Below are 25,247 nucleotides of genomic sequence, written 5' to 3'. Positions count from 1 at the left end.
ACATCCGGCGGTAAATGCTTTTACATAAAGGGGTAACTTGTCGGTAAACACATCTCATTGATAACTAACACATTAACAAAATATCATTATCAAAGCAAATGATTTTCCAACAGTGCATAAAGTTATATGGATGTTTATTGCTAACTTTGCTATACCTTTTTAATGTACATAATGAGAAGCACAACTGACATACCAATGAGCAATGCTATCGTAAATTCTTTTAATGAGATATACACTTCTTATTACAAGAAGTCATTCTTCTTTGCCAAATCATATGTTCATGATGATTTGGCAGCAGAAGATATTGCTTCCGAGTCGTTGATTAAATTATGGGAAAAATTAAAAACAGAGAAAATAGATTATATAGAGCCGCTCCTACTTACCATATTAAAGAATAAAGCTTTGGACTATCTGAAGCACGAAGAAGTCAAACGCACGGCTTTTGAATCTATGGCCGATTGGCATCAACAGGAACTTTCTATTCGTATTTCAACTTTAGAGTCATGCGATCCCAATGAAATATTCTCGGATGAAGTAGAAAGTATCATCCGGGAAACATTAAAATTACTCCCTGAACAAACCCGACGGATATTTCTACTAAGCCGATTCGAAAACAAGTCCAATAAAGAGATTGCCGAACAGATGGGAATTTCCATAAAAGGAGTAGAATATCATATATCAAAAGCATTAAAGGCATTACGGATAACCTTAAAAGATTATCTTCCTCTATTTTATTTCTTCTTCTATTATTAAATTCAGCCATGTATCTCTACCTTTTTGAGAGCAGAAATCTTTTTTTTTCATTTTTTCCAATTTTCTTTTAGGGTTGTTTTCACTTTAGTCGTTACTATATAAAACACAATAAAGAATGAATTCCGAATTACTTCAAAAATATATATCCGGCAATGCCACTGAAACCGAAAAACAACGTGTTACCGAGTGGATGCAAGAAAGTCCGGAAAACATGCGCGAATATATGGCACAGCGCAAGCTACATGATATTGCCCTATGGCGCACAGAACCTGTAAAAACAGAAAATAAGCAATTAAAAAAGAACTTTACATTGCGTACACTTTGGATAGAGACTGCAAAAATTGCGGCAATATTCGCAGTGATTCTGCTAGGTACACACTATTGGTCCGAAAAACACCAGACAGAACAAAATGAATCACTACAATCCATACATGTACCTGCCGGACAACGAGCCGAACTAATGTTGGCAGACGGCACTAAAGTATGGCTGAATTCGCTAAGTACGTTAACCTTTCCGGGACATTTTACTGGTGATATCCGGAATGTAAAGCTGGATGGTGAAGGTTACTTTGCAGTAACTAAAAATGCCAAACAGCCTTTTATTGTAGAAACAAATAAATGTAATGTCAAAGTATTGGGTACGGAATTCAATGTCATGGCCTACGCAACGGATAGCATATGGGAAACGGCCTTACTGGAAGGAGCGGTAGAAATCTTAAGTCCCGGTACTACACTGAACAGGATGAAACTGGAACCCAATACAATGGCAAGTCTAAAAGGAAACAAACTGATAAAAAGACAAATTAAAGAACCTGATCACTTTTTGTGGCGTGAAGGCTTAATTTGCTTCAATAACGTATCTGTCAAAGACATGCTGGAAAAGCTAAAGTTATATTATGGGGTGAATATTATTGTAAACAATACAAAAATATTAGACAATCGTTATACAGGTAAATTTAGGACGAGAGATGGGATAGAACATGTACTAAGAGTTCTCAGACTGAATAATAAATTCACCTACAAAAAGGATGACGAGAAAAATGTAATCACTATTAATTAATCTTTTAAAATTGTTTTGCCTATGAAGTAACACATTCGAATAAAAAAGAAATGGGACAGTGCTGCAACACCATCCCATGGATAGTCAATTACGCATTGACAGTTTTTTCTAACAATCTTAAGTAAAAACCTAAAATTAGTAATGCAAATATATGAAAAATATTTTGTATCAGGAATCTATTGTAGAAATTAAACATTTATTCCATATTATGAGAATCACAGCCCTAGCCCTGTTCATATTTGCCGGGACGGCTTTTGCCACGGAATCTTATTCCCAGGTGATGAAAGTGACAATTATGGCAGATAACATTTCAGCAGGCAAAGTTATCAATGAAATTGAAAAGCAGACAGATTACCTGTTTGTATACAATGTAAATGAAGTGAATCTGAAACGCACTGTAAAAGTAAATGCAAAGAAAAAATCAGTAGCGGAAGTTCTGAATAAAGTATTCGCAGGTACTGATATTTATTATGCTATGGAAGGCAAAAATATCATGCTGATGAGCAAAAGAGAAAAAGAAGAAATAACACAACAAGAAAACAAAACAACAGGGATCGTAAAAGATGCAAATGGTGAACCAATTATCGGAGCCAATGTAACAGTAAAAGGTCAATCAATAGGTACAATTACAGATATAGATGGGCGTTTTGTATTAAATGCCCCAGTAAATGCCGTTTTACAAATTACTTATATCGGATATATTTCTCAAGAAACGAATGTAGGAAACAAAAAAGAATTATATATCACTCTGAAAGAAGACTCCAAAATGCTGGATGAAGTAGTTGTGGTAGGTTATGGTAGTATGAAAAAATCAGATCTGACCGGTGCTGTAGTCAGTGCTAACCTGAAAGATTTTGAGAAATCTCCCAATACCAATGTGGTTCAATCGTTACAAGGTACAGTACCAGGCTTAAATGTGGGACAAGTTACTTCAGCCGGTGCTACGCCCTCCATTTCAATTCGCGGTACCAACACGCTTTCCGGCAACAAAGATGTGCTGATTATTTTAGATGGCATTATCTACACCAGTTCCCTCTCCTCTATCAATCCGAATGATATTGCTTCGATTGACGTTCTGAAAGATGCCAGCGCAACCGCAGTTTATGGTGCGCAGGCTGCCAATGGTGTATTGCTCATAACTACTAAGAAAGGCAAGGTGGGGCAGACTCGCATCAACTTCTCCACAGCTTATACAACGTCTAATCCTACCAAGAATCTCCGTCCGATGAACCGCGAGGAGTTTATCGAATTCACTAAAGATTATTGGTATGATAAAGCCTACACAGGTCCTGATTACACCACGCCTAATCCCGATTTTCGTGTAGCAGACTATATGGTGGATGCTCCGATGCTGGACAGCACCCAACCCGACGGGCTTTCCGTCTACAACTGGGACTGGTGGGATGAAGGAACACAGACAGCTTCTATCTTTGAGAACAAGCTGAGTATCACTGGAGGTACAGAGGCTGTTTCTTACCTGATTTCCTACGCCAACACCAATCAGAAAGGTTTTATGGTGAATGATGACTTCAAGCGAAATAGTGTCCGCATCAATCTGGATACCAAACCCTATAAATGGTTGAATTTAGGCATGCAAACTTTCGCCTCTTTCGTTAATCAGGATGGAGCACAGCCAGGAGTATGGGATATTATCACTTCCAATCCATTGACACCTGCCTTTGATAAGGAAGGCGAGTTAATCCCTTATCCGTTTCAAGGAATCGGCTTGACACCCCTTGCTGCCCTGTTCACGGACGACAAAGAACGCCATAACTACTTCTTCGCCAACTTTTACGCAGAAATAAAACTGCCAGTTAAGGGACTAACCTACCGTCTGAATTATGGTAACAATTACCGCACAGACGAACACTCCCAAGCCAACCCCTATGGTGCCAGCTTGACGGGTGAAGCTTATAAGCAGCATACCTCCTATTATGATTATACGGTAGACAATATAGTAAATTATGCCGGCACCTTTGGCAAACATGATATAGCTGCCACTTTCCTCTACGGTGCCAGTGAACGGAAGCAAAATTATACAGAGGCAAAAGCACAGAATTTCTCCCGTATGACATTGGGTTATAACAATCTGCAATTAGGAAAGGAACAATTCACAAAGTCTGAAGCATGGGATGAGGCATTACTTTATCAGATGCTACGTGTCAACTACAAGTATCTTGATCGCTACCTACTGACGGCTACTGCACGCCGAGATGGTTTTTCTGGATTTGCAGAAAACAATAAATTTGCAATTTTCCCCTCAGTAGCAGTGGGATGGATTATTTCAGAAGAGAAATTCTTCAAACTATCCTGGGTAGACCAACTGAAACTGCGTGCCGGTTGGGGTATCAGTGGTAACCAAACTTCACGTTATAAATCGCTGGCACGTATGGAGAGTAATTCCGGTTATGTGTTTGGAGATGGAGGTACTACAGAAATTTTACAAAAAGTGAATTCCATGGGAAATCCAGACCTTAAATGGGAAAAGACGGAAGGATTCAACTTTGGCTTGGATTTCAATCTCTTCAACAACCGTTTGACCGGTTCGTTAGAAGCGTATCGCACTATTACTCGTGATCTGCTATATGACATGACTATTCCCTCTATGACAGGCTTCTCATCTATCAGTACCAATATCGGAAAGATACGGAACCGGGGTGTGGAACTGACCTTGACCTCTCGCAACTTTGTACAGAAAGACTTTGAGTGGAGTACAACTTTCAACATATCTTCCAATTCCAACAAAATTCTTTCTTTGCTTGGTAGAGACCAAGACGGAGACGGTCGGGAAGACGACTTGACAGCGAGCAATTTGTTTATCGGCGAGTCTACATCGGCAATATACGGATATATCATCGATGGTATCTACCAACTGCACGATGATATTCCGGCAGGTTATAATCCAGGAAACTACAAGATTCGCGATGTGACGGGCGAAGGAAAGATTACAGTAGACGATCGTGTCATTTTGGGTAAGGAAGACCCTGCCTATCGCTTCAGTTTGTTGAATACTTTCCGTTGGAAAGACTTTACCTTTAGTTTCTTTATCAACTCTGTACAAGGAGGAAAGCATGGTTATTTAGGCAAGAATACGGAAACATTGGTACGTGGTGATGCCAATAGTCGCCGTTGGAACCGTATTAGCGAGCTAGCTAAAGACTATTGGTCACCCAACAATCCAGATGGTACTTATTCACGTTCCATCAATGCCGGTGCCATTTCTCCCACTGCCTATCAGGACCGTAGTTTCATTCGATTACAAGATGTCACGTTGGGATATAATCTACCTCAGAAGTGGGTACGCACTATCGGGTTACAGAACCTTAATCTATATGTTAACGGTAAGAATCTGCTCACTTTCACTAATTGGAAAGGCTGGGATCCTGAAACGAACGGCGGATATTTCAGTACCCCCGTTATGCGTAGTTTCACATTTGGTTTAAACATAACACTTTAATTAAAACGGAATGATTATGAAAAAGAAATATATCATAGGATGCATGTTGGCAGGATTACTTTTGGTATCATGCAATGAAAGCAGTTTTTTGAAAGAAACTCCAAAAGATTTCAATAGTACGGGAAACTCTTTCATAACAGAAACAGATTTCAACATGTCACTCAACAACCTGTATAATCTGATTCGTTTAGAATATTATGGCGTGGATGAGAATACCCCCTTCGATTATATTTATGGTACAGATTTGATTTATGATGGAGAACCTGGTACCACCAATCGTAGTGCCAATATGAACGCTGCTTTTAATCCTACAGCTAGTATCCCTAAAGTGCACTGGGATAACTTGTATAAGATAATATCAGAAGCAAATACTATTTTGTCACGTTTGGCTACTGCTGATATAACTGACGATAGTAAACGGACTATCGAGGCAAAGGCGTTATTCTTCAGAGGTATGTCTTATCGTACGTTAGCCTATTTATATGGAGGTGTTCCCATTGTATTAGAAGAACTGGAAACTCCCAAAACAGACTTTGTGAGAAATACACGTGAAGAGACACTTCAGCAAGCTATTGATGATGTAAAAAAAGCAGCGGAGAATTTACCAGACATCACAGCTGTGAAAGATGGTGAAATATCTTCTCCAGCCGCCTATCATCTATTGAGTGAAATATATATTGCTGTCGGAAAAAATCAAGAAGCAGTTGATGCAGCCAGTAAAGTGATCAATAATCCGGCACTTGCTTTGATGAAGCAACGATTCGGCTCACGTGCCAATGAAACTCCCGGAGACGTTTATTGGGATCTCTATCAAGTAAATAATCAAAATCGGGCAACAGGAAATACAGAATGTTTGTGGGTTATTCAGTATGAAACAAACTTACCAGGTGGAGGAAGTTCTACTGCTGATTTGAAGAATGGCGGAAATTATATGCTCGAAAGACATTGTGCTCCTATGGTAAGAGATGTAAAACTGCGTGTCAAAGAAGTTATTGACGGGAAAGAGGTGACTAAAGATTATACTCCTTTCCGCTGGCCTGTTAGCGACTATACAGGCGGAAGAGGGATTGGTTGGGGAATTTCCACAACCTACTTTACAAACACTATTTGGGAAGATGATTTTACAGGTGACATCCGTAATGCTAATCATAACTTTGTTCGGAAATTCGCTGTAACTAAAGAAGACTTCAAGCAAAAATTTGGAATTGATACGATTGATGTAGACAATCCGCCAGTAAACTTGATAGTAGGACAAGGTGGAAGCATGACCATTCCAGGACGGTATCTCTATGCCTATCAGAGCAAAGTGACCACCCCCTATAATCATCCAGAGGAATTGTATGCTAACAAAGCGACTTTTGAATTAAAGGCCATTGCTGGTACTACTTATACCGATCAGTATATGTTCCGTTTAGCAGAAACTTATTTGTTACGTGCCGAGGCCTATCTTAATCTAAATAACAAAGAATTGGCTGCAACAGACATCAACGAAGTAAGAGGTCGTGCACATGCTAAGCCCGTGGAAGCATCGCGCGTGGACCTTGATTACATCTTGGATGAACGTATGCGTGAGCTGGGGGTAGAGGAGAAGCGGAGAATCACTTTAATGCGTACCGGTAAATTATATGAACGCGTAATGAAACACAATCCCTTTTACGCCAATCCGGAAACTTGTGGAGATGGTATAGGAATGTTAGAAAAATACAATTTATGGCCCATTCCCCAATCTGCCATCGAGGCGAACATTGGTGCCAAATTAGATCAAAATCCCGGATATAATTAAAAAACAAGACCGGTCGGGACAACTTACCTGACCGGTTTTTACTGAAAACAAGACTGGTATGAGATATTTTATTTTCTTATTCTTCCTGTGTTTCGAATTAATTGCACAGGGACAAATCATTGTGAAAGAGACCGATGGGAAACAAACCTTTCCGCTCGTTTCCTCCAATAGTAAGACTTTGATAAGTTACGATGAAAACGATTTTGAGGTTGTAAAGGAAGCTGCTCATTTGTTTGTTGAGGATATCCGCAGTGTGACCGGGAAAAAACTTACTTTATCCGGCAAACAGAAAACCTCTGCATACATGGTTATTATAGGAACTGTAGGCCAAAACAGAACTATAGATCGATTTGTCAGCGAAGGCAAGTTAGACATATCCCCCATTCATAATGGCTGGGAACAATACATCATCCAAACGCTGGACAATCCGGATAAAAATATCAGAAAAGCTCTCGTTATTGCCGGATGTGACCGACGCGGAACAGCCTATGGTGTATTTGCCTTATCTGAAGTCATGGGCGTTGATCCACTTTACTGGTGGGCAGATGTTCCTGTAAAACAAAAAAATACCCTATATGTACATATTACCCGATATGTGTCTAAAGCTCCCAGCGTAAAGTATCGGGGGATTTTCATCAATGACGAAGGATGGGGCATACAACCTTGGGCAACCAACACTTTCGACAAAGAGTTAGGAAACATGGGTCCCAAAACATACGCCAAAGTTTGCGAACTCATTCTCCGTATGAAAGGAAATATGATGGCCCCGGCCATGCATCCCCGAACAACAGCTTTTAACCTGATACCCGATAACAGAAAAGTAGCCGACAAATACGGCATCGTAATGACCTCTGCACATTGCGAACCCTTGTTATACAATAATACAACTGAATGGGATAATAAAATTAATGGTGAATGGAATTATCTGACAAATAAAGAAGGCATATTGAAGGTATTGGATAAAAGAACCTCCCAAACGGCTCCTTTCGAAAATGCTTACGTCATTGCTATGCGTGGCATTCATGATGCTGGATTGATTGGTGTACCAGAAGACCGCAAAGCGGAGATAACTGAAGCAGCTTTGCAGGATCAACGCAACATACTCAGCAAATATATCGGCAGACCCGCCGAGGAAATACAACAAGTGTTTGTGCCTTACAAAGAAGTACTCGATATCTATGAAAAAGGAATGAAATTACCTGACGATGTTACAATAGTATGGCCAGACGACAATTTCGGTTATATCAAAAAGCTAAGTGATGCAAAAGAGCAGAAGCGCAGTGGTGCATCGGGTGTGTACTATCATATATCTTATTTAGGTGAACCGCACGATTATCTTTGGCTCAATACTACACCACCCGCTCTGATATATGAAGAAATGAAAAAAGCATATGATACAGGCGCTAATCGGTATTGGTTACTTAATGTAGGCGATATTAAACCGGGTGAGCTGGGTATGAAGTTCTTCTTGGATTTGGCATGGGATATTGATTTATTCAACTACGATAATGCCTATAAATTCGATGCAAACTACCTGTCCTCTATCTTCGGTGACAAGTATAAAGACGATTTGCAAGACATTATGAGTACGTACTATCAGCTGGGTTTCCAACGTAAACCCGAAGCAATGGGATGGGGTATAGAATGGAACAGTTCTGATAGCCGCGAACGGATTGTAAATACCGATTTCTCATTTATCAATTATAATGAAGCAGAAAACCGGATGGCAGAGTATGACCGTATTGCCAATAAGAGTGAAAGAATCCTTGAAGAGTTACCAGACAAGTACAAAGCAGCCTTTTATGAACTAGTATTCTATCCAGTAAAAGGTGCAACATTGATGAATAAGAAAATGCTCACCGCACAACAGAATCGCTGGTATGCACTCCAGGGACGTGCTTCTACAGAACTATATGCTAATAAAGCCCGAAGTTATCACGATAGCATCGATAGTTATACAGTTCATTACAATCAGATGCTGAATGGCAAATGGAACCACATGATGTCATTGGCTCCAGGATGGGTTGCTACTTATCAGAATATGCCCCCAGTAAACACTAGTACCATTTCTTCAGAAGCCAATATGCAGATTTTTATTCCAGGCAAAGACAGCGATTATGGAGTGACCTCTCTGAACGTATTACCTTGTCTGAATCCCTATACTAAACAAAATTCATTTATTGAGCTATACAATCGGGGGAATAAAGCTTTTCAATGGAAGGCTTCAGCCAAACAAGAATGGATAAATCTAGATAAGACATCAGGTGAAACACTACTGCAAGATCGCATCATTCTCTCAGTAGACTGGACAAAAGTTCCACATGGAGCAAATATTACGGGAGAGATTGTCATTACTTGCGGACAAAAAATAGAAACAGTTTACTTGCCGATATTCAATCCGGTTTCGCCAAGCGTAAATGAGCTGAAAGGTATGTATGTGGAAGACAACGGTTGTGTATCTATCAATCCCGGATTATATCATCGTAAACAAGAAAATAAAGATATTACAATCCATACTATTAAAGGATTAGGTTATGAAAACGAATGTATCCAGTTAGGTGAAGCTGATAAACCTTCTCAGAACACTTGGAAACTCACCGAAACACCAAAAGTGGAATATGATTTCTATACGTTCAGCGCCGGAACGGTAACGATTTACACTTACGCTTTACCACTGTTTCCCATCAATACTCAAAGAGATACGCGTTACGGTGTAATGATTGATAACGGTGTAGTGCATTGGGTATCAACAGCTACCAAAGAATATTCCGGTCAGTGGAAACAGAACGTAGTGCGCAATAATGCTATTGGTATCATGAACCTGAACATAGAGAAACCAGGCAAGCATACATTGAAATTATTGTGCGCTGATCCGGGTATGGTTATTCAGAAAGTGATAATTGATTTTGGGGGCATGAAACGTAGTTATTTAGGTCCTCGCCCAACATTAGTGAAATAATCTCAAACTTACGTATAAGAAAAGTATTTATGGAATAAGCTTCTCCTAAAATCAAATTATTAATGTTTAAACAAGTTATCTATAGATAGAGAACGCAAATTATTTCGTATGAAAAAAATATATTATATTTCATTTTTTCTATTCCTTTCCATTATTCTTCCGGAAGGAATAGTTGCACAAGAAAATGGTGCGCAAGCAAACGTTAGTGGAAAACCTAGGGTCGTTTGCTATACACGCACAGAAATAGCCACAAAGTTGGGCAATGCACTTCATTTGGGCTACAGTGAGGATGGGCAGCATTACGTGGCATTGAACAACGATGCCTGTGTTATGGCTCTTCGTAAGGTAGATAATGAACCCGGACTTTCTGAGGAACAAAAGATTCCAGGGGTAATGAAGACCCTTACGGCTCCCTATTTGTTCCGAATGAAAGAGGGAGGATTTGGTGTGGTGGCACTCCGTACCGATAAAAACGGTATGTCTGATCCTTCAGCTACCGGTTCTTTCCTCTTCATCAAGAGCCGGGACCTAGTACATTACGAGCCGGAGCGCTTATGCCGCTTGCCTGTTAATGAAAAACTGGAGGCAGTCTCCTGCGAATATGATGAGCCAGTGGGAAAATATCGCGTACGATGGATGACAAAAGGAAAAACCTTTCAGAGTCATACGACAGATTTTTCTTATTTCTCTCCGATGATAGTGGTCTCAAAGCTAGACGGAGTACAAGAAAAGATTTCCGGAAACCAATGCAACTTCCTCAACGCCCGTTTCGGCAATTCACTTGCATTGACTGCTGAAGAAGGCAAGTATCTGAAAAATAAATTGGGAAGAATTATCAATGTGGGAGTTTTACCGCTTAAGATGTCCATTCCTATCTCATCATCCATTATTTCTGATATTCGGAAGAAACGGGCAACCCTACTCTATAGTGACGGGAGCCAAGCAGAGAAACGGGTAACATGGAATGAAGAGGATCTGAAACGTCTTGATTCGGCAACTCCTGGCATCTATACCGTCCGTGGAAAGATATTCCAATACTCATTCAACTATCCGATATCGATGTCGAATCGTGCCGACCCAAATATCCTGTACTATCAAGGTAAATACTATTTGGTGTCTACTTACGATGTAGAATGGAACCGTATCCCTATCCGCTGTTCGGACACTTTAGACGGTCTGACGGATGCTAACCATCGTTGGCAAGAAACTGTGCTGATCCAAGGGGAAGGAGCTCATTGGGCGCCGGAACTGCATGTCATCGGTTCGCGTCTTTATATGTTGTTTGCTATTATCAAAGGAGACAAAGGTGTTCAGGCCTATATGATGCAATTAAAAAAGAATGGTGATCCGATGAAGCCAGAGGACTGGAGTGCTCCTATCCGTGTGGTAAAATCCGATGGGCAACCTATCTATACTGATGGAAAGACAGAAGGATTATCACTGGATATGACCTACATTGAGGATGGAGGAAAGTCTTATGTCTGCTGGTCGGACCGGAAAAAGTGCTTCGTGAACGGAAAGGATATAGACCCAGGACCTGTCCTACGCATTGCTACAGTTGACCCGAAAGAACCCTGGAAGTTGACAAGCGCCCCGTCTGTCATCGGTTCAGAAGCTTACAGTTGGTCATTCTGTATTAGGCCCTTACAGCTTGCTGAGGGTCCTTTTGTACTGGAAAGTAAAGACGACACTATCTATATGGTATATTCCGGCGGAGGTGTTACCGGAGGTAATTACGAAGTAGGCATGCTTACAGCCCGCAAAGGCAGTAACCTACTGGACCCAGCATCTTGGAGTAACTCACCACGCCCTTGGATGAACAACGGTTCACCAGTTTCCCAAGTTGGTCCTGGGCATAATTCTTTTGTCAGAGATGAGTATGGAGATTTATACAATGTCTATCATAGTGGTCATCGACCGCGCCATACCAGTGTATGTCCCGTTCATTTCCGTTTCGATGGTTCACCTGTCATTGATATGGCGCCCTACGAAGAGGTAAATCCTAATCTGCAACAAGTGGAGATGCGCGTTCATTTGACTTCACCATCAAAATAAAACACCAATATTTCGTTAAGAATCTGTCTAAATCAACATAAGCCTTAAATCCGTGGTCCTATCTAAATCCCTCTCCTATTATTAAGAGAGGGATTTATTTGTCTAAAACTTAATGCCAAAGGTAAAAATGCAATTAACACTCCAAATGTACTGTTAAAGTAAAAATGAAAGATTGATAATTGATATAAAATCAAACTTCACATACTTTTACCTTTGTACGAAAATGCAGTTCTTTGAACTAAAATCCATTCTTTAATAACCTCGAAATCCTGATATTTGCATGATATAAATATCAATCGAAATAATAACTAATTGAATTCACCTAACTTTTTAATATATTATGTATCTAATGAAAAACATTTTCTTTTCCTTACTTTTAGTAATTATCCCAAGCAGTGTAACCATGGCACAATATCAAAATGTGCCGGAAAAAGCCCCTTTGGTGAATGTACCTTTAGAAAAATTTGTATCACAACAAAAAACGCTTTTCAATTTCAATTGGAAATTCCAGTTAGTTACAGAAAAAAATAAAAATACAGATTTCGCCTCTCCTACACTAAATGACTCCTCTTGGCGTACACTCGACCTACCACATGATTTCCAGTTTGAACAACCCTGGACTGAAGCTGGTGGTGGTGCCCGTGGCTTTAAGCCTATGTGTGAGGGATGGTATCGCAAAACTTTCCAGGCAGATCCATTATGGAAAGGAAAACGGGTGGTGATGGATTTCGGGGGAATCATCTACTTAGGTGATGTCTACCTGAATGGATACAAAATAGCCTCAACAGACTACGGATACGTAGGCATTGAAGCAGACCTTACTCCTTATCTGCATTTTGACAAAGAAAATGTGGTGGCTGTATATACTTCTACCGGTCCTAAAAAAGGCTCCCGCTGGTATACAGGCGGCGGATTGTTCCGTGATGTTTATCTGCAAGTTCAAAATCCCACACACATAGCGCGACACGGGATTTATATTACTACTCCCGAAGTCACATCTGATGAAGCAATAGTTGCCATACAGGTGGAAGTAGATGGTTGGCAAAAACATAATGTATCGGTTCGCACCACAGTCCGTAATCCGGAAGGGAAAGTAGTAGGCTCTACCCAAAACACCATGCCTGAACATACCCACCAAACTTGTACTGAGTTAAAATTACCCGCAATAACTTTGAAGGATCCACAACTCTGGTCGTGCAATACACCACAACTTTATAGCGCAGATGTGGTCGTGATAGCAGATAATATAGTGGTAGACAGTATTACGGAACAGTTCGGTATCCGTAAACTGGAATTTTCACCTGAATTTGGATTCAAACTCAATGGAGAAAAGATATTCCTGCAAGGTAATGCTAATCATCATGATCTCGGCGCATTAGGAGCCGCATCCTACGATAGAGCTATTGAACGTATGATGTTACAACTCAAAGCTTTCGGCTATAATACAATTCGCTGCTCACATAACCCTTACAGTGACAGCTTTGCCCGTATTGCAGACCGCGTGGGTATGCTCATTGTAGATGAATTGACAGACAAATGGAGCGATAACGATTATTGGGGCGGGCGTCGTCCGTTTACTCACATTTGGTCTGATCTGATTATAGAATGGATAAAACGTGATCGTAACCGTCCATCAATCATCCTCTGGAGTTTGGGTAACGAATTACAAATTCGTGAAGGATGGGCAGGTTTTGGAGGAATTAATGATTGGGGGATCACTACCTATCGCATCTTCAACCAATTAGTGAAACGCTTTGATGACAGCCGCCTGACAACAGTCGCCATGTTCCCCGCACGTGCCGGTGCTATCACTCGTCATGACAAGGACTTCAACAATTATCTTGTACCACCCGAACTGGCTTGTGCCACAGAGGTTGCTTCATTCAATTACCAATCTGACAAATATGCTGCTTATCTCCAGTATAAGCCGGACCTCATTCTATTTCAGGCTGAAGCCGAAACCTACAAACTACTGGAGCCTTTCTATAATATGGATAGAAAACGTACGGTAGGTATAGCTTATTGGGGATCTGCCGAATACTGGGGAGAATCCAATAAATGGCCCAAAAAGGGGTGGAATTATTCGTTCTTCGATCATACTATGCATCCCCACCCCCAGGCTTATCTTATCAAATCCGCCTTCATGCCTGAAGTTCCGGAAGTGCACATTGGCGTAGTAGATGCAGCCGGTGCTGAGAGCGTCAGTTGGAATGATGTAATAGTGGGCCGCATGGTACTCAATGAACGTTGGAACTATGAGCCGGGCAGCAAACAATCACTCTTCACCTACACCAATGCCCATTCAGTAGAACTGCTGGTAAATGGTAAAAGTATAGGCACTCAGCTAAATGATACGACAGAGATCAATCTGCGTAATATGATCTATTGGCAAGATATTCCATATGGTAATGGTGGCTCACTGGAGGCTATTGCCCGCGATAAGAATGGAAATGAAGTAGCCCATCACCGCATAGAAAGCTCAGGAAAAGCTGTAGCACTGAAGATAGAAGCGGAAACACCAACAGACTGGAAAGCTGATGGTATGGACTTACAATATATCAATGTCACAGCTGTAGACAAAAAAGGCCGTCCCGTATGGACTTACAATGAACCGCTCACTTTGCAAATAGATGGTTCCGCCCAATTTGTAGCGTTGGATAATGGCGATCACTATACATCCGACCTCTTCCAAGGCGTCACTACCAAACAGATGTACCAGGGACGTATGCAAATTATCCTTCGAAGTAATCGGGAGGCTGGCGATGTAAAATTAAAAATAGTTTCAGCTAATTTGAAAGGAAATATTAAGCTGAAAACAATTACGAATGAGTAAATTCAATAAATTTGTACCAAACAACTTTATTAACCGAAAATTACGAATAAAAGATTAACCATGAAAAGACATTTAATAGCAGGAGGAATTTTAGCACTGATGTTAGCTACAAGTTCTTGTACACCTATCAATAAGAAGACGGAATCAGCGCCTTTTTCACCTCCCTTAATGGGATGGAGTTCCTGGAATACCTACCATGTAGATATCAATGAAGAACTGATAAAAAAGCAAGCTGATGCTTTAATTACACATGGGCTGAAAGATGTAGGCTATCTCTATATAAACGTAGATGATGGTTTCTTTGGTTGGAGGGATGAAACCGGAAAGATGCATGCACATCCGGAACGCTTCCCTAATGGAATGAGACCTATATCTGACTATATCCACTCATTAGGATTAAGGGCAGGAATTTATTCGGATGCAGGTGATAACACGTGTGGTTCTATCTATGATAATGATGCCAATGGTGTAGGCTCAGGACTTTACGGACATGAACAGCAAGACATGGATCTCTACCTGAAAGAATGGAATTATGATTTCATCAAGATAGACTATTGTGGTGCCAAGGAACTGGGGCTTGACGAAGAAAAACGTTATGCCGCCATTTGTGAGGCAATTAAGAACACGGGACGTACCAACGTTTCCATAAATATCTGCCGATGGGCATTTCCCGGCACATGGGCTAAAAAAATGGCACGCTCCTGGCGTATCAGTCCGGATATTCGCCCTCGTTGGAGTTCTGTAAAAAACATTATCCAAAAGAATCTCTATCTATCGGCTTATGTCGGTAAAGGACACTATAATGATATGGATATGTTGGAAGTCGGCCGTGGTTTGAAACCGGAAGAAGAAGAGGTACATTTTGGAATGTGGTGTATTATGAGTTCGCCGCTACTTATCGGTTGTGATATGACAACAATTCCTGAGCCTTCCTTAGCATTACTTAAAAACAAGGAGTTGATTGCGTTAAACCAGGACACATTGGGCCTACAAGCATACGTGGTACGGCATAATAATGAAGAGTATGTCCTTGTGAAAGATATCGAAAAGAGACGGGGACTTGTGCGCGCTGTTGCTTTGTATAATCCATCAGATACAATATGTGATTTTAATGTCTCTTTTGAAGCTCTTGAATTAGGAGGTAAAGTTAAGGTTCGGGATGTCATAAAGTGTAGAGACCTGGAAGACATGGCAGATAGCATACAAGTATCATTGCCGCCACACAGTGTCGCAATATGGAGACTGGAGGCTGAAAAACGTCTGGAACCGGTTCTTTATGAAGCCGAATGGGCTTATCTGCCCTGCTATGATGACTTGGGCAAAAATCCCAAACAGATTTTCTACGCAGCCTCTCCTAATTGTTCCGGCAAAATGAAGGTTTCGAATATTGGAGGCAGTCAAGAAAACATAGCCGAATGGCAAGAAGTGTACAGTGAAAAAGGAGGAGAATATAATATGACCGTTTACTATAGTTGCGAGAAGAACAGAAAATTAGAAATATCCGTAAATGGAATAAAGACAGAAATAAAAGACCTGAATAGCGGTGATCAGGAGAAAATAGAATCAGTGACCATTCCTGTAACTTTATTAGCGGGAAACAATGTTATCCGTATGGGAAGCAGCTTTGGATGGGCACCGGACATCGATTGTTTTAAATTGAATAAACGTGGTAGCAATGAAAAATAATAGGATAAAAATAAGAATTGCAATAACGGCCATTGCGCTATTAATTACAGGAGCAGCGAAAGCCCAGCTCCACGTACCCCCTGTCTTTGGTACAGACAGCTTGAGTACCCGCTTGGATGAAATAGCTCGCCTGTATATACCTCCTAAAAAAATAATGTGGATCAGTAATGACTCTTTAGTTAAAGACGCGAAGGTCTTACTTCTTCCCGGTACAGGACAGACGGAATTGGGTAAAAGAAATATGTGTTCCCTACACACAACAGAAAGCGACACAGCTTCCATCTTGTTGGATTATGGACGTGAACTACACGGAGGATTAAAACTGGTACTGGGTTCGTCCAAACCCTGGAAACCTTCTTCGGTGCGCATTCGTTTTGGAGAATCTGTAAGTGAGGCTTGCAGTCAGCACGATGGCGGTAAGCGAAGAAAAGGGTATTCCACCAACGACCATGCAATGCGTGATATAGTCCTACAAATCCCCAGCGACGGACAAATAGAAATAGGCAACACCGGATTCCGCTTTGTACGTATCGACCTGTTAAGTTCCGACTTCACTATACACCTGAAAGAAGCTCCCGCCATTCTGCGTTACCGTAATATCCCTTACCTGGGTTCATTCCGTTGCAATGACGAGCGCTTGAATGAAATATGGATGACAGGAGCTTATACTGTACACCTGAACATGCAGGAATACTTATGGGATGGCATAAAACGTGACCGACTTATTTGGTTGGGAGATATGCATCCCGAGGTTGCTACGATAATGAGTGTATTCGGATATAACGAAGTAGTGAATAAGAGCATTGATCTGGCCTGTGAGCAATTTCCCCTTCCCCAGTGGTTAAACGGAATCAGTACATATTCTATGTGGTATCTGATTATTCATCATGAATGGTATATGCATAATGGAAATATCAGTTTCCTACAACGTCACCGCAACTACATAACCGGAGTAATTGACCGCATCGACGAGTGTGTGGATGAAAATGGAAATGAAACCCTGGCTAAACAGCGTTTTCTGGATTGGCCCTCAAGTCCTAATAAAGCAGGAGTTGAGGCTGGATGCAGAGCTTTACTTTGCTGGGCTATGGAAGATGCCGGAAAGCTTTGTGAACAACTTGGAGAAAAAGAATATGTTGAAAAGTGCGGTAACATATCCAAACGTTTGAAGAAGCAGATAAAACAACCTAATAATCTGAAACAGGCAGCTGCATTGATGTCCATAGCCGGATTAATGAAACCGGAGAAAGCATGTAGCGAAGTGATTTCAGTAGGCGGTGCAAAGAACTTCTCAACCTTTTATGGTTACTACATGTTACAGGCACTTGCACAAGCCGGTGAATATCAACAGGCAGTAGACATCATTCGCCAATATTGGGGAGGAATGCTTGATTTGGGAGCAACCACTTTCTGGGAAGATTTCAATCTGGACTGGACACATAACGCCGGCAGATTAGATGATTTCGTACCCGAGGGTAAAGATGATATTCATGGAGACTTCGGTGATTATTGCTATCCCAGTTTCCGACACAGCTTTTGCCACGGCTGGGCATCAGGGCCTACCCCTTGGATGACACAGCATATCTTGGGAGTTGAAATACTGGATGCCGGTTGCAAGACTCTTCGCATAACCCCTCACTTAGGTGATTTAGAGTGGGCGGAAGGTACTTTCCCAACCCCGTTAGGCGTGGTATATATCAAACATGTAAAAGGACTTAATGGAAAAATAACTTCAACGATTAATGCCCCCGATGGTATAACAATTAAATAAAAGCATGAATAAGGGGACTTGTATGAAGTCCCCTTATTTTTTATCAGAATTCCTTCTTCAACTGTTCACACCAGTCCGCTATCCGTTTATCTGTCAGCTTCGACTGGTTCTCTATATCAATCACCAGTCCACACCATTTAGCATCCCTCAAAGCTCTTGAATGGTTAAATGAATAACCCTCGGCAGACGTAAATCCGACAAGGATAGCCCCTGCCTTTTCAAAGGCATCAGCCAGTATTCCCAGGCCGTCAACAAAATTATCGGGATAACCGATTTGGTCACCAAGTCCGAAGAGAGCAACTTTCTTGTCTTTCAGATCGAGGCTTTCTATCTCCGGTATCATTTCATCCCAATAGGTAGGCAATTCACCGTCGAACCAGGTGGAAGCACCTACTATCAGATTATCATAAGCCTGGAAATCATTCTGCCAGGCTTTTTCTATCATAATCATTTCTACTTCTTTATGCCCAAGCTTCTCGCGTATTTTCTCTGCGATATGAGAAGTCTTGGCAGCATTCATTGCATAAAATAATCCTATCTCTTTCATAATAACTTATTATTAAATTAATATTCCAACAGCTTCTTGGCTGCTTCATAAATTCTATCTGTACCCGGCAGAATGGCACGTTCCAGTATCGGATTAAAACCTACAGGAGTAAAGGTAGAGCCTACACGCTGTACCGGTGCATCCAGGTAACGGAACAAGTCTGTACCAATACTGGCTGCTATCTCACCACCGAAGCCACCAAAGACTTTATCTTCATGAACAATCAGGGCTTTACTGGTCTTCTTCACAGACTCATAAATGGTTTCTTTATCCAACGGTATCAAAGAACGGATATCGATCACTTCCACACTCCAGCCGCCTTCTTTTTCCAAACGTTCGGCAACATTCAAGCAGAAATGCGTTGTGTTACCATAGGTGATAATACTCAGATCACTGCCCTCACGACGAATGCGTGCTTTCCCAAAAGGAACTTCAAAATCATCAGGGACAATGGTGGCTGCTTCTACGGAATTATACAATGATTTCGGTTCAATAAACAGCGTAAATCCACGGGAACGTATACTTGTACGGAGCAGTCCGGCAGCATCATCAGCAAAGGATGGACAAACAATCCGCGCTCCGGGCAAAGTAGCCAAAGCGCCCTCCAGATTTTGCGAGTGATAGAGTCCACCACCGATATAACCACCGGAAGCCAGACGCAAAGTTACATTAGGAACGAACTGTCCGTTGCTGCGCCAATATTCATGGGTACATTCCACATATTGTTCTACGGCAGGCCAGAAATAGTCGGCAAACTCCGCACCTTCTATCACTACCCGGATTTTAGGATCAAAACGGCTCATACCATTTGCTGTGCCGACAATATAATCTTCGGCAATAGGTGCACTGAATACACGAGCTTCACCGAATTCCTGTTGCATTCCTTTGGTTACATTGAACACGCCCCCTTTATCCCGATTGGCAACATCCTGCCCCCAGATGAAGGTATTAGGATTATGGCGAAACTCTGCTTTCAGCGTTTCATTGATAGCAGTTACAAAGAATTTCTTCTCTCCTTCTGTCTCACGATGTGTTCCATCTTTATATTTTTCCGGTTCGTAAGGTTCCGGCAATACATAGTTGAAAATGGTTTTAGGATCAGGATCGGGAGCTGTCAGCGCCTTACGATTGGCAGCAGCCAGGTCTTTCTTTGCTTTCTCCTCTATTTCTTTCAGCTCTTCTTCGGTGAGACGCTTGTAACGCAACAGCATCCGGCGGAACTTCAGCAACGGATCAGCTTCTTTCACATAAGCCAGTTCATTTTCATCCCTGTACAAAGTATCTTTGTCAGAGTTGGAATGTGAACCGATACGGACACAATTGGCATGTACGATTACCGGATTCCGGTCCAGCAATGCATACTCACGGGCCTCAGTCATGGCATTCATGGAGTCGAACACATCTTTTCCATTACAATGGATAATCTTCAGATTCTTGAATCCGGAGAAGTTATCCGCCACTTTACGGGCTGCCGTCTGGTCTTTCTTCGGAACAGATATACCATATCCATTATCCTGCCATACAAAAATAACGGGCAGGCGTTCAAGGCTGGCACCATTGACAGCTTCGTAGACAAAGCCCTCGGATGAGGCAGATTCGCCGTGTGAAGTAATAACGACTCCTTTATGGTCATAATATACCATAGCACGTGCCACGCCGGCTGCATGAAGATCATGCGTACCCGTAGCCGAGGATATATTCTCGATATACCATTCGGGTTTGGCAAAGTGATTGGACATATGGCGTCCGCCACTTCCCGGATCGGTAGCTTTGGAGATACCATTCAGTATAAGTTCTTCTGCCGTCATTCCGGCGGAAAGGGCAGTCAGCATATCACGGTAGTAAGGGAAAAGAAAGTCTTCTCCTTTGGTAAATACCTGTCCGATGGCCAACTGTATTCCGTCATGTCCGGCATACGGAGCGTGAAAGGACCAGCCAAGGGACTGCAACAGGTAAGCGGGCGCCTTTTCATCAAGCGCACGCCCCAGCGTCATCAGGTAATACCATTTCTTCAGTAATTCCACATCTGTGGTTTTTATATTGTACTTTTTCATACTTATCAAGGTATTAAGTTATTCTTTCCAGTTTTCCAGATAATCTTTAATAAAATAGAGGAAGTTGCCACCTAATGAACCATCCACGACTCTATGGTCATAAGAGAGGGACAGATACATCTTATGACGGATGGCAATCACATCCCCTTCCGGAGTCTCTATTACAGCAGGCTTCTTCTCAATGTATCCTACTCCCAGGATAGCTACCTGAGGCTGATTGATGATAGGTGTACCGAACAAAGACTTGAATGTACCGAAGTTCGTAATCGTAAAAGTGCCACCGGAAATATCATCGGGCATCAGCTTATTATCACGCGCCTTGAGTGCCAGTGAATCAATGGCTACGGCAAGTCCGTTCAGATTCAGACGATCGGCATCACGAACCACCGGAACAATCAGATTGCCATCATTCAGAGAAACGGCAATACCGACATTGATATGTTTCTTGAACAGGATATTATATCCCTCTACCGATACATTCACTTGCGGGTAAGCAGCCAGCGCCTTCGCCACAGCTTCTGTGATGGCAGGCATATACGTAAGTTTCACTCCCTCACGACGGAAGAAAGCATCTTTATTCTTATCACGCCACTTTACAAGTTTCGTTACATCCACTTCCACAACATTGGTTACGTGCGGGGAAGTATGTTTAGACATTACCATGTGGTCGGCTATCACCTTACGTACACGATCCATCTCTTTAACTTCAACACCTTCTGCTGAGAATGTACCGGAAGCAGGTGTAGTACGTTGTACGTCAGGAGTTACAGCAGGTTTAGCAGACGACTGGGCAGGTGCTGTAGTTACCGATTGCGGTGCAACGCTTGCAACAGGTTGCGGACTTGGTTTAGCAGCAGGTTGCGCCATGGTGGTACCACCACTTTGTTTCCGTACAATGTAACTCTTGATATCCTTCTTGCTCACCCGTCCCTGATATCCGGTACCCAGAATAGTATCCAGTTCTTTAGGCTGAATGCCGGCCTCACGAGCCAACTGAAGAACTACAGGCGAGTACCAACGTTCTTCTTCCGGTTTTACAGCTTTGACTTGAGGAGTTTCCTCAGAGACCTCGTCCTCGGAGTTCTCACCTCCGATATCGACAATAGCCACCACCGTACCCACAGCTACGGTATCTCCTTCCTTAAATAAAATTTCCACGACTTTTCCTTCTACCGGAGATGGTATTTCGGCACTAACCTTAGCGGTATTTACTTCAAACAACACATCATCCTCCTTGATGATGTCTCCTACTTGTACCGACCATGAGATGATGGTACCTTCGGTTATACTTTCACCCAATTTGGGCATCTTTATTTCAAATCTTGACATATAGTTAAGTTTTAGGTTCTCGGTTTATTATATATACAACAAACAACTGAGTAGTAAGTTTTTAACTTAAGTAAAAGTTAATGCGGATTTATGATATATCCACTCTTTGCAAGCATACTTTTCCGCTTTCAACCGTTCGATGGCTTCCATATCTCCGGCAGAGAAGCGGTAAATCCGGTTATCGTCATCATCCACAAAGGAGTGAAAGAGCAAATGCATGAAACGCTTGATGTCCATAGGCTCAGACAAAAACTCTTTTATATTCGCAACTTCACTCCGTACGGAAGGTACTGCACGCATAGTACGAGAGCCCGGTAAACGGCTTTCCACACCCGGATCGCCATTCAATGCCGCGTTCAACGCATCCAGATCAGTGGAAAACAACAAAGTACAATGATACATCACACGGTCTTTGTGTATACACTGCGCACTACCTGATATTTTCCGTTCGTCCACATAAATACCCAGACGCTGGTCAGCATAAGCTGAGATGCCTACCTTTTCAAGGAAATCGACGACCTGTTGCAGGTAATATCCAAAGTCCGGCTGTTTTACGGTTTCAATAAAACTCAGGTTAATATTTCCCCTGTCATGATATACAGCACCTCCACCGGAGAAACGGCGTGCCAGGGTTATTCCCTTTTCATCCAGAAACCTCTCGTCCGCTTCCGCCGCCACACTCTGATGCTTCCCTATCACTACGGATGGCTCCGACTGCCAAAGCATAAAGAAGTTACCTCGCTTCTGCTTCAACAAATACTCTTCTGCTGCCAGATTAAAATAGATATCCGTACAGCGATTATCAATACAGAACATTATGCAAACAAAGTTTCATGGAAGATTTCACCGACCGTCGGATGCGGAAAAACAGTCTTTTGAAACTCTTCCACCGTATATCCGTGCTGCACGGCAAGTCCGGCAAGAACAATCAATTCGGAAACTGGGTTTCCCAGCATATGACAACCTATCACCCGATCATCATCGTCCAATATCAACTTACAAAGCCCGTTCACCAATTCATTCTCGGCTACAAAACGACCGGAATAGGCCATCGGTAGCTTTTGTACATGATAACTGATACCGGATGCTTTCAGTTCTTCCTCAGTCTTACCTACTCCCGCTACTTCGGGATTGGTATACACCACACCGGGTACACAATCGTAATTCATACGGTCTTCTACTCTCAGGATATGATTGACAGCAACTTCACTTTCACGAATGGCAGTATGTGCCAGCATAGAGTGTCCGGTAATATCACCACAGGCATAAACACGAGGATGGGAAGTCTGCATATGCTCATCCACCTTCACACCGTTGCGCAGCAGTTCAATGTTCAGTTTATCCAAACCGACTTGGGACAAGTTAGCTTTCCTACCCACACTGACGAGTACCTTTTCAGCTTCAATAAGTGCAGTCTTACCTTCCTTTTCAATAGTGACACCCTCTTTGCCGACTTCAATTACTTTGGCATTCAGATGGAAATTAACCCCACGCTTCTGATATTCCGAACGCAGCATGCCACTGGTTTCCTTATCCATGGCGCCCAATACTTCGGGCATCATTTCAACAACATGCACCTGCACACCCATGCTATTGAAAAAAGAAGCGAATTCCATCCCGATAACACCACCGCCGATAATGACAAGTGAACGGGGCAAAGTTGTGATCTCCAATGCTTCCTTTGATGTCCAATAATCAATTTCAGATAATCCTTTAATGGGAGGGATCAATGTATCGGAACCTGTACATACCAACAGATAGGTTACTTCATATACTTCGCCGGCAGCCGAAAGCTGGAAACGTCCGTCCGCCTCCCCCACAATAACGGCTTCCTGCGGTACAATAACAGCACCGTAAGAACTGACCGTCATCTTCACACCACCGGTCAACTTTTTCACAATCTTATCTTTACGGTCGATAATCTTTTTCATATCGAATGACGAACCATCGGGCACAGAGATGCCATACTTGGACGCGCCTTTCATATTGTCCCACAACTTGGCGGAATAGAGCAGAGTTTTGGTAGGGATACACCCCTCATTGAGACAAACACCGCCAATAGCTTTCTTTTCAAACAAAACAGTTTGCAGCCCGTTTGCAGCCGCTCTTTCGGCTGCCGTATATCCGGCAGGGCCACCGCCGATGATAGCTATATCATATTTCATAAATCAGTAGTATTAAGTAAATTATATACTTAACAACAAAAGAGAAGAGCGCAAAGTTCTATGACAACCTATTAAGGAAAGTTACTGTTTTTCATTCACAATAGCCTACATCCTAAAATTTATCTGTACTTTTGCAGAAATTTAAGAAATACTATGGTAGCTCCCGAAATAGCAATTGCTGACTCCAACACCTTATCATGTATGGGATTGCAAAGCCTTCTGGAAGAAATTATCCCGATGGCCGTCATCCGTGTATTCAGTTCGTTCGAGGAACTGATGGACGATACCCCCGATATGTATGCGCATTATTTTGTTTCAGCACAGATTTATTTTGAACATACCGCTTTTTTCCTGCCGCGCAAGCCCAAGACCATTGTATTGGCAAACGGTGACAATCAGCCTCAACTGGCAGGAATACCGACCTTGAATATTTATCAAGACGAAAAAACACTAATAAGGAACATCCTGCAACTGCATCAGTTCGGACACAAAGGCGGGCATCCTCATAGCCACCCCCACGGTGCAACAGCGCATCCGTGCGGTAATCCTCACGCCGACAGCGAACATGATCTTTCTCCCCGCGAAATAGAAGTACTGGTACTGATAACCAAAGGACTTATCAATAAAGAAATAGCCGATAAACTGAATATCAGCCTGACTACCGTCATCTCCCACCGAAAGAATATCACGGAGAAGCTGGGCATTAAATCAGTGGCCGGACTGACGATTTATGCTGTAATGCATGGGTACGTTGAAGCAGACCGTATCTAAATCCTAATAAATGAGGATTGCGGA

General features: G+C 42.1%; 15 protein-coding genes. 10 read left to right on the top strand and 5 right to left on the bottom strand.

Annotated features, from left to right (window positions below; all coding sequences use genetic code 11):
• Nucleotides 1-171 precede the first annotated feature (171 nt).
• The 9 genes from DWW10_RS05265 (at nt 172) to DWW10_RS05225 (ending at nt 18,357) form a co-directional block, all read left to right on the top strand.
• Nucleotides 172-753 carry an RNA polymerase sigma-70 factor gene (locus DWW10_RS05265; protein ID WP_022393369.1) on the top strand — a complete coding sequence of 194 codons (582 nt, stop codon included), beginning with the start codon at nt 172-174 and terminating at the stop codon, nt 751-753.
• Between the two features lie 115 nt (nt 754-868).
• Entirely contained in the window at nt 869-1,813 is a 945-nt protein-coding gene (locus tag DWW10_RS05260; RefSeq protein WP_118421462.1) for a FecR family protein, read from the top strand.
• Between the two features lie 151 nt (nt 1,814-1,964).
• On the top strand, nt 1,965-5,270 hold the full coding sequence (locus DWW10_RS05255; RefSeq protein ID WP_118421461.1) for a TonB-dependent receptor: 3,306 nt from the start codon (nt 1,965-1,967) through the stop codon (nt 5,268-5,270).
• A gap of 16 nt (nt 5,271-5,286) precedes the next feature.
• Nucleotides 5,287-7,053, top strand: coding sequence for a RagB/SusD family nutrient uptake outer membrane protein (locus tag DWW10_RS05250; protein WP_118421552.1), 1,767 nt, complete (start codon nt 5,287-5,289; stop codon nt 7,051-7,053).
• Nucleotides 7,054-7,111: 58 nt separating this feature from the next.
• Nucleotides 7,112-10,012 carry a glycosyl hydrolase 115 family protein gene (locus DWW10_RS05245; protein ID WP_118421460.1) on the top strand — a complete coding sequence of 967 codons (2,901 nt, stop codon included), beginning with the start codon at nt 7,112-7,114 and terminating at the stop codon, nt 10,010-10,012.
• A 108-nt stretch (nt 10,013-10,120) separates the two neighbouring features.
• The gene (locus DWW10_RS05240; protein WP_259320415.1) at nt 10,121-12,067 is read left to right on the top strand and encodes a family 43 glycosylhydrolase; all 1,947 of its coding nucleotides are present in this window, start codon (nt 10,121-10,123) and stop codon (nt 12,065-12,067) included.
• A gap of 349 nt (nt 12,068-12,416) precedes the next feature.
• A complete protein-coding gene (locus DWW10_RS05235) occupies nt 12,417-14,900 on the top strand; it encodes a glycoside hydrolase family 2 TIM barrel-domain containing protein (RefSeq protein ID WP_118421550.1) in 2,484 nt (827 codons plus the stop codon).
• Nucleotides 14,901-14,960: 60 nt separating this feature from the next.
• Complete coding sequence (locus DWW10_RS05230) at nt 14,961-16,586, top strand: alpha-galactosidase D (protein ID WP_118421459.1); 1,626 nt, start codon at nt 14,961-14,963, stop codon at nt 16,584-16,586.
• Complete coding sequence (locus DWW10_RS05225; RefSeq protein WP_118421458.1) at nt 16,576-18,357, top strand: alpha-L-rhamnosidase-related protein; 1,782 nt, start codon at nt 16,576-16,578, stop codon at nt 18,355-18,357. The genes DWW10_RS05230 and DWW10_RS05225 overlap by 11 nt, the downstream gene beginning before the upstream one ends.
• Before the next feature lie 43 nt (nt 18,358-18,400).
• Here DWW10_RS05225 and DWW10_RS05220 read toward each other — a convergent pair whose 3' ends face one another.
• The 5 genes from DWW10_RS05220 to lpdA form a co-directional block, all read right to left on the bottom strand.
• Complete coding sequence (locus tag DWW10_RS05220; protein ID WP_022391721.1) at nt 18,401-18,904, bottom strand: flavodoxin; 504 nt, start codon at nt 18,902-18,904, stop codon at nt 18,401-18,403.
• 17 nt (nt 18,905-18,921) lie between these two features.
• A complete protein-coding gene (locus tag DWW10_RS05215) occupies nt 18,922-20,958 on the bottom strand; it encodes an alpha-ketoacid dehydrogenase subunit alpha/beta (protein ID WP_118421457.1) in 2,037 nt (678 codons plus the stop codon).
• Between the two features lie 18 nt (nt 20,959-20,976).
• Nucleotides 20,977-22,287, bottom strand: coding sequence for a dihydrolipoamide acetyltransferase family protein (locus DWW10_RS05210; protein WP_118421456.1), 1,311 nt, complete (start codon nt 22,285-22,287; stop codon nt 20,977-20,979).
• A 66-nt stretch (nt 22,288-22,353) separates the two neighbouring features.
• On the bottom strand, nt 22,354-23,103 hold the full coding sequence (locus tag DWW10_RS05205) for a lipoate--protein ligase family protein (RefSeq protein WP_118421455.1): 750 nt from the start codon (nt 23,101-23,103) through the stop codon (nt 22,354-22,356).
• Nucleotides 23,103-24,452: a dihydrolipoyl dehydrogenase gene (lpdA, locus tag DWW10_RS05200; protein WP_118421454.1), complete on the bottom strand. Its 1,350-nt coding sequence runs from the start codon at nt 24,450-24,452 to the stop codon at nt 23,103-23,105. The genes DWW10_RS05205 and lpdA overlap by 1 nt, the downstream gene beginning before the upstream one ends.
• Before the next feature lie 153 nt (nt 24,453-24,605).
• Between lpdA and DWW10_RS05195 the strand changes: the two genes are divergently transcribed.
• The gene (locus DWW10_RS05195) at nt 24,606-25,223 is read left to right on the top strand and encodes a helix-turn-helix transcriptional regulator (RefSeq protein WP_022392083.1); all 618 of its coding nucleotides are present in this window, start codon (nt 24,606-24,608) and stop codon (nt 25,221-25,223) included.
• The last annotated feature ends 24 nt before the right edge of the window (nt 25,224-25,247 follow it).

The organism is Bacteroides intestinalis, assembly GCF_003464595.1.
In the GTDB taxonomy this organism is placed as follows: domain Bacteria; phylum Bacteroidota; class Bacteroidia; order Bacteroidales; family Bacteroidaceae; genus Bacteroides; species Bacteroides intestinalis_A.
This window is presented reverse-complemented; position numbering and strand designations above follow the sequence as displayed.

Excerpts from the sequence above, each read along its gene's own strand:
- lpdA (WP_118421454.1), bottom strand. The coding sequence starts at position 24,452 with ATGAAATATGATATAGCTATCATCGGCGGTGGCCCTGCCGGATATACG.
- DWW10_RS05240 (WP_259320415.1), top strand. The coding sequence starts at position 10,121 with ATGAAAAAAATATATTATATTTCATTTTTTCTATTCCTTTCCATTATT.
- DWW10_RS05265 (WP_022393369.1), top strand. The coding sequence starts at position 172 with ATGAGAAGCACAACTGACATACCAATGAGCAATGCTATCGTAAATTCT.
- DWW10_RS05235 (WP_118421550.1), top strand. The coding sequence starts at position 12,417 with ATGAAAAACATTTTCTTTTCCTTACTTTTAGTAATTATCCCAAGCAGT.
- DWW10_RS05245 (WP_118421460.1), top strand. The coding sequence starts at position 7,112 with ATGAGATATTTTATTTTCTTATTCTTCCTGTGTTTCGAATTAATTGCA.
- DWW10_RS05230 (WP_118421459.1), top strand. The coding sequence starts at position 14,961 with ATGAAAAGACATTTAATAGCAGGAGGAATTTTAGCACTGATGTTAGCT.
- DWW10_RS05195 (WP_022392083.1), top strand. The coding sequence starts at position 24,606 with ATGGTAGCTCCCGAAATAGCAATTGCTGACTCCAACACCTTATCATGT.
- DWW10_RS05205 (WP_118421455.1), bottom strand. The coding sequence starts at position 23,103 with ATGTTCTGTATTGATAATCGCTGTACGGATATCTATTTTAATCTGGCA.
- DWW10_RS05225 (WP_118421458.1), top strand. The coding sequence starts at position 16,576 with ATGAAAAATAATAGGATAAAAATAAGAATTGCAATAACGGCCATTGCG.
- DWW10_RS05220 (WP_022391721.1), bottom strand. The coding sequence starts at position 18,904 with ATGAAAGAGATAGGATTATTTTATGCAATGAATGCTGCCAAGACTTCT.
- DWW10_RS05255 (WP_118421461.1), top strand. The coding sequence starts at position 1,965 with ATGAAAAATATTTTGTATCAGGAATCTATTGTAGAAATTAAACATTTA.
- DWW10_RS05250 (WP_118421552.1), top strand. The coding sequence starts at position 5,287 with ATGAAAAAGAAATATATCATAGGATGCATGTTGGCAGGATTACTTTTG.
- DWW10_RS05210 (WP_118421456.1), bottom strand. The coding sequence starts at position 22,287 with ATGTCAAGATTTGAAATAAAGATGCCCAAATTGGGTGAAAGTATAACC.
- DWW10_RS05260 (WP_118421462.1), top strand. The coding sequence starts at position 869 with ATGAATTCCGAATTACTTCAAAAATATATATCCGGCAATGCCACTGAA.
- DWW10_RS05215 (WP_118421457.1), bottom strand. The coding sequence starts at position 20,958 with ATGAAAAAGTACAATATAAAAACCACAGATGTGGAATTACTGAAGAAA.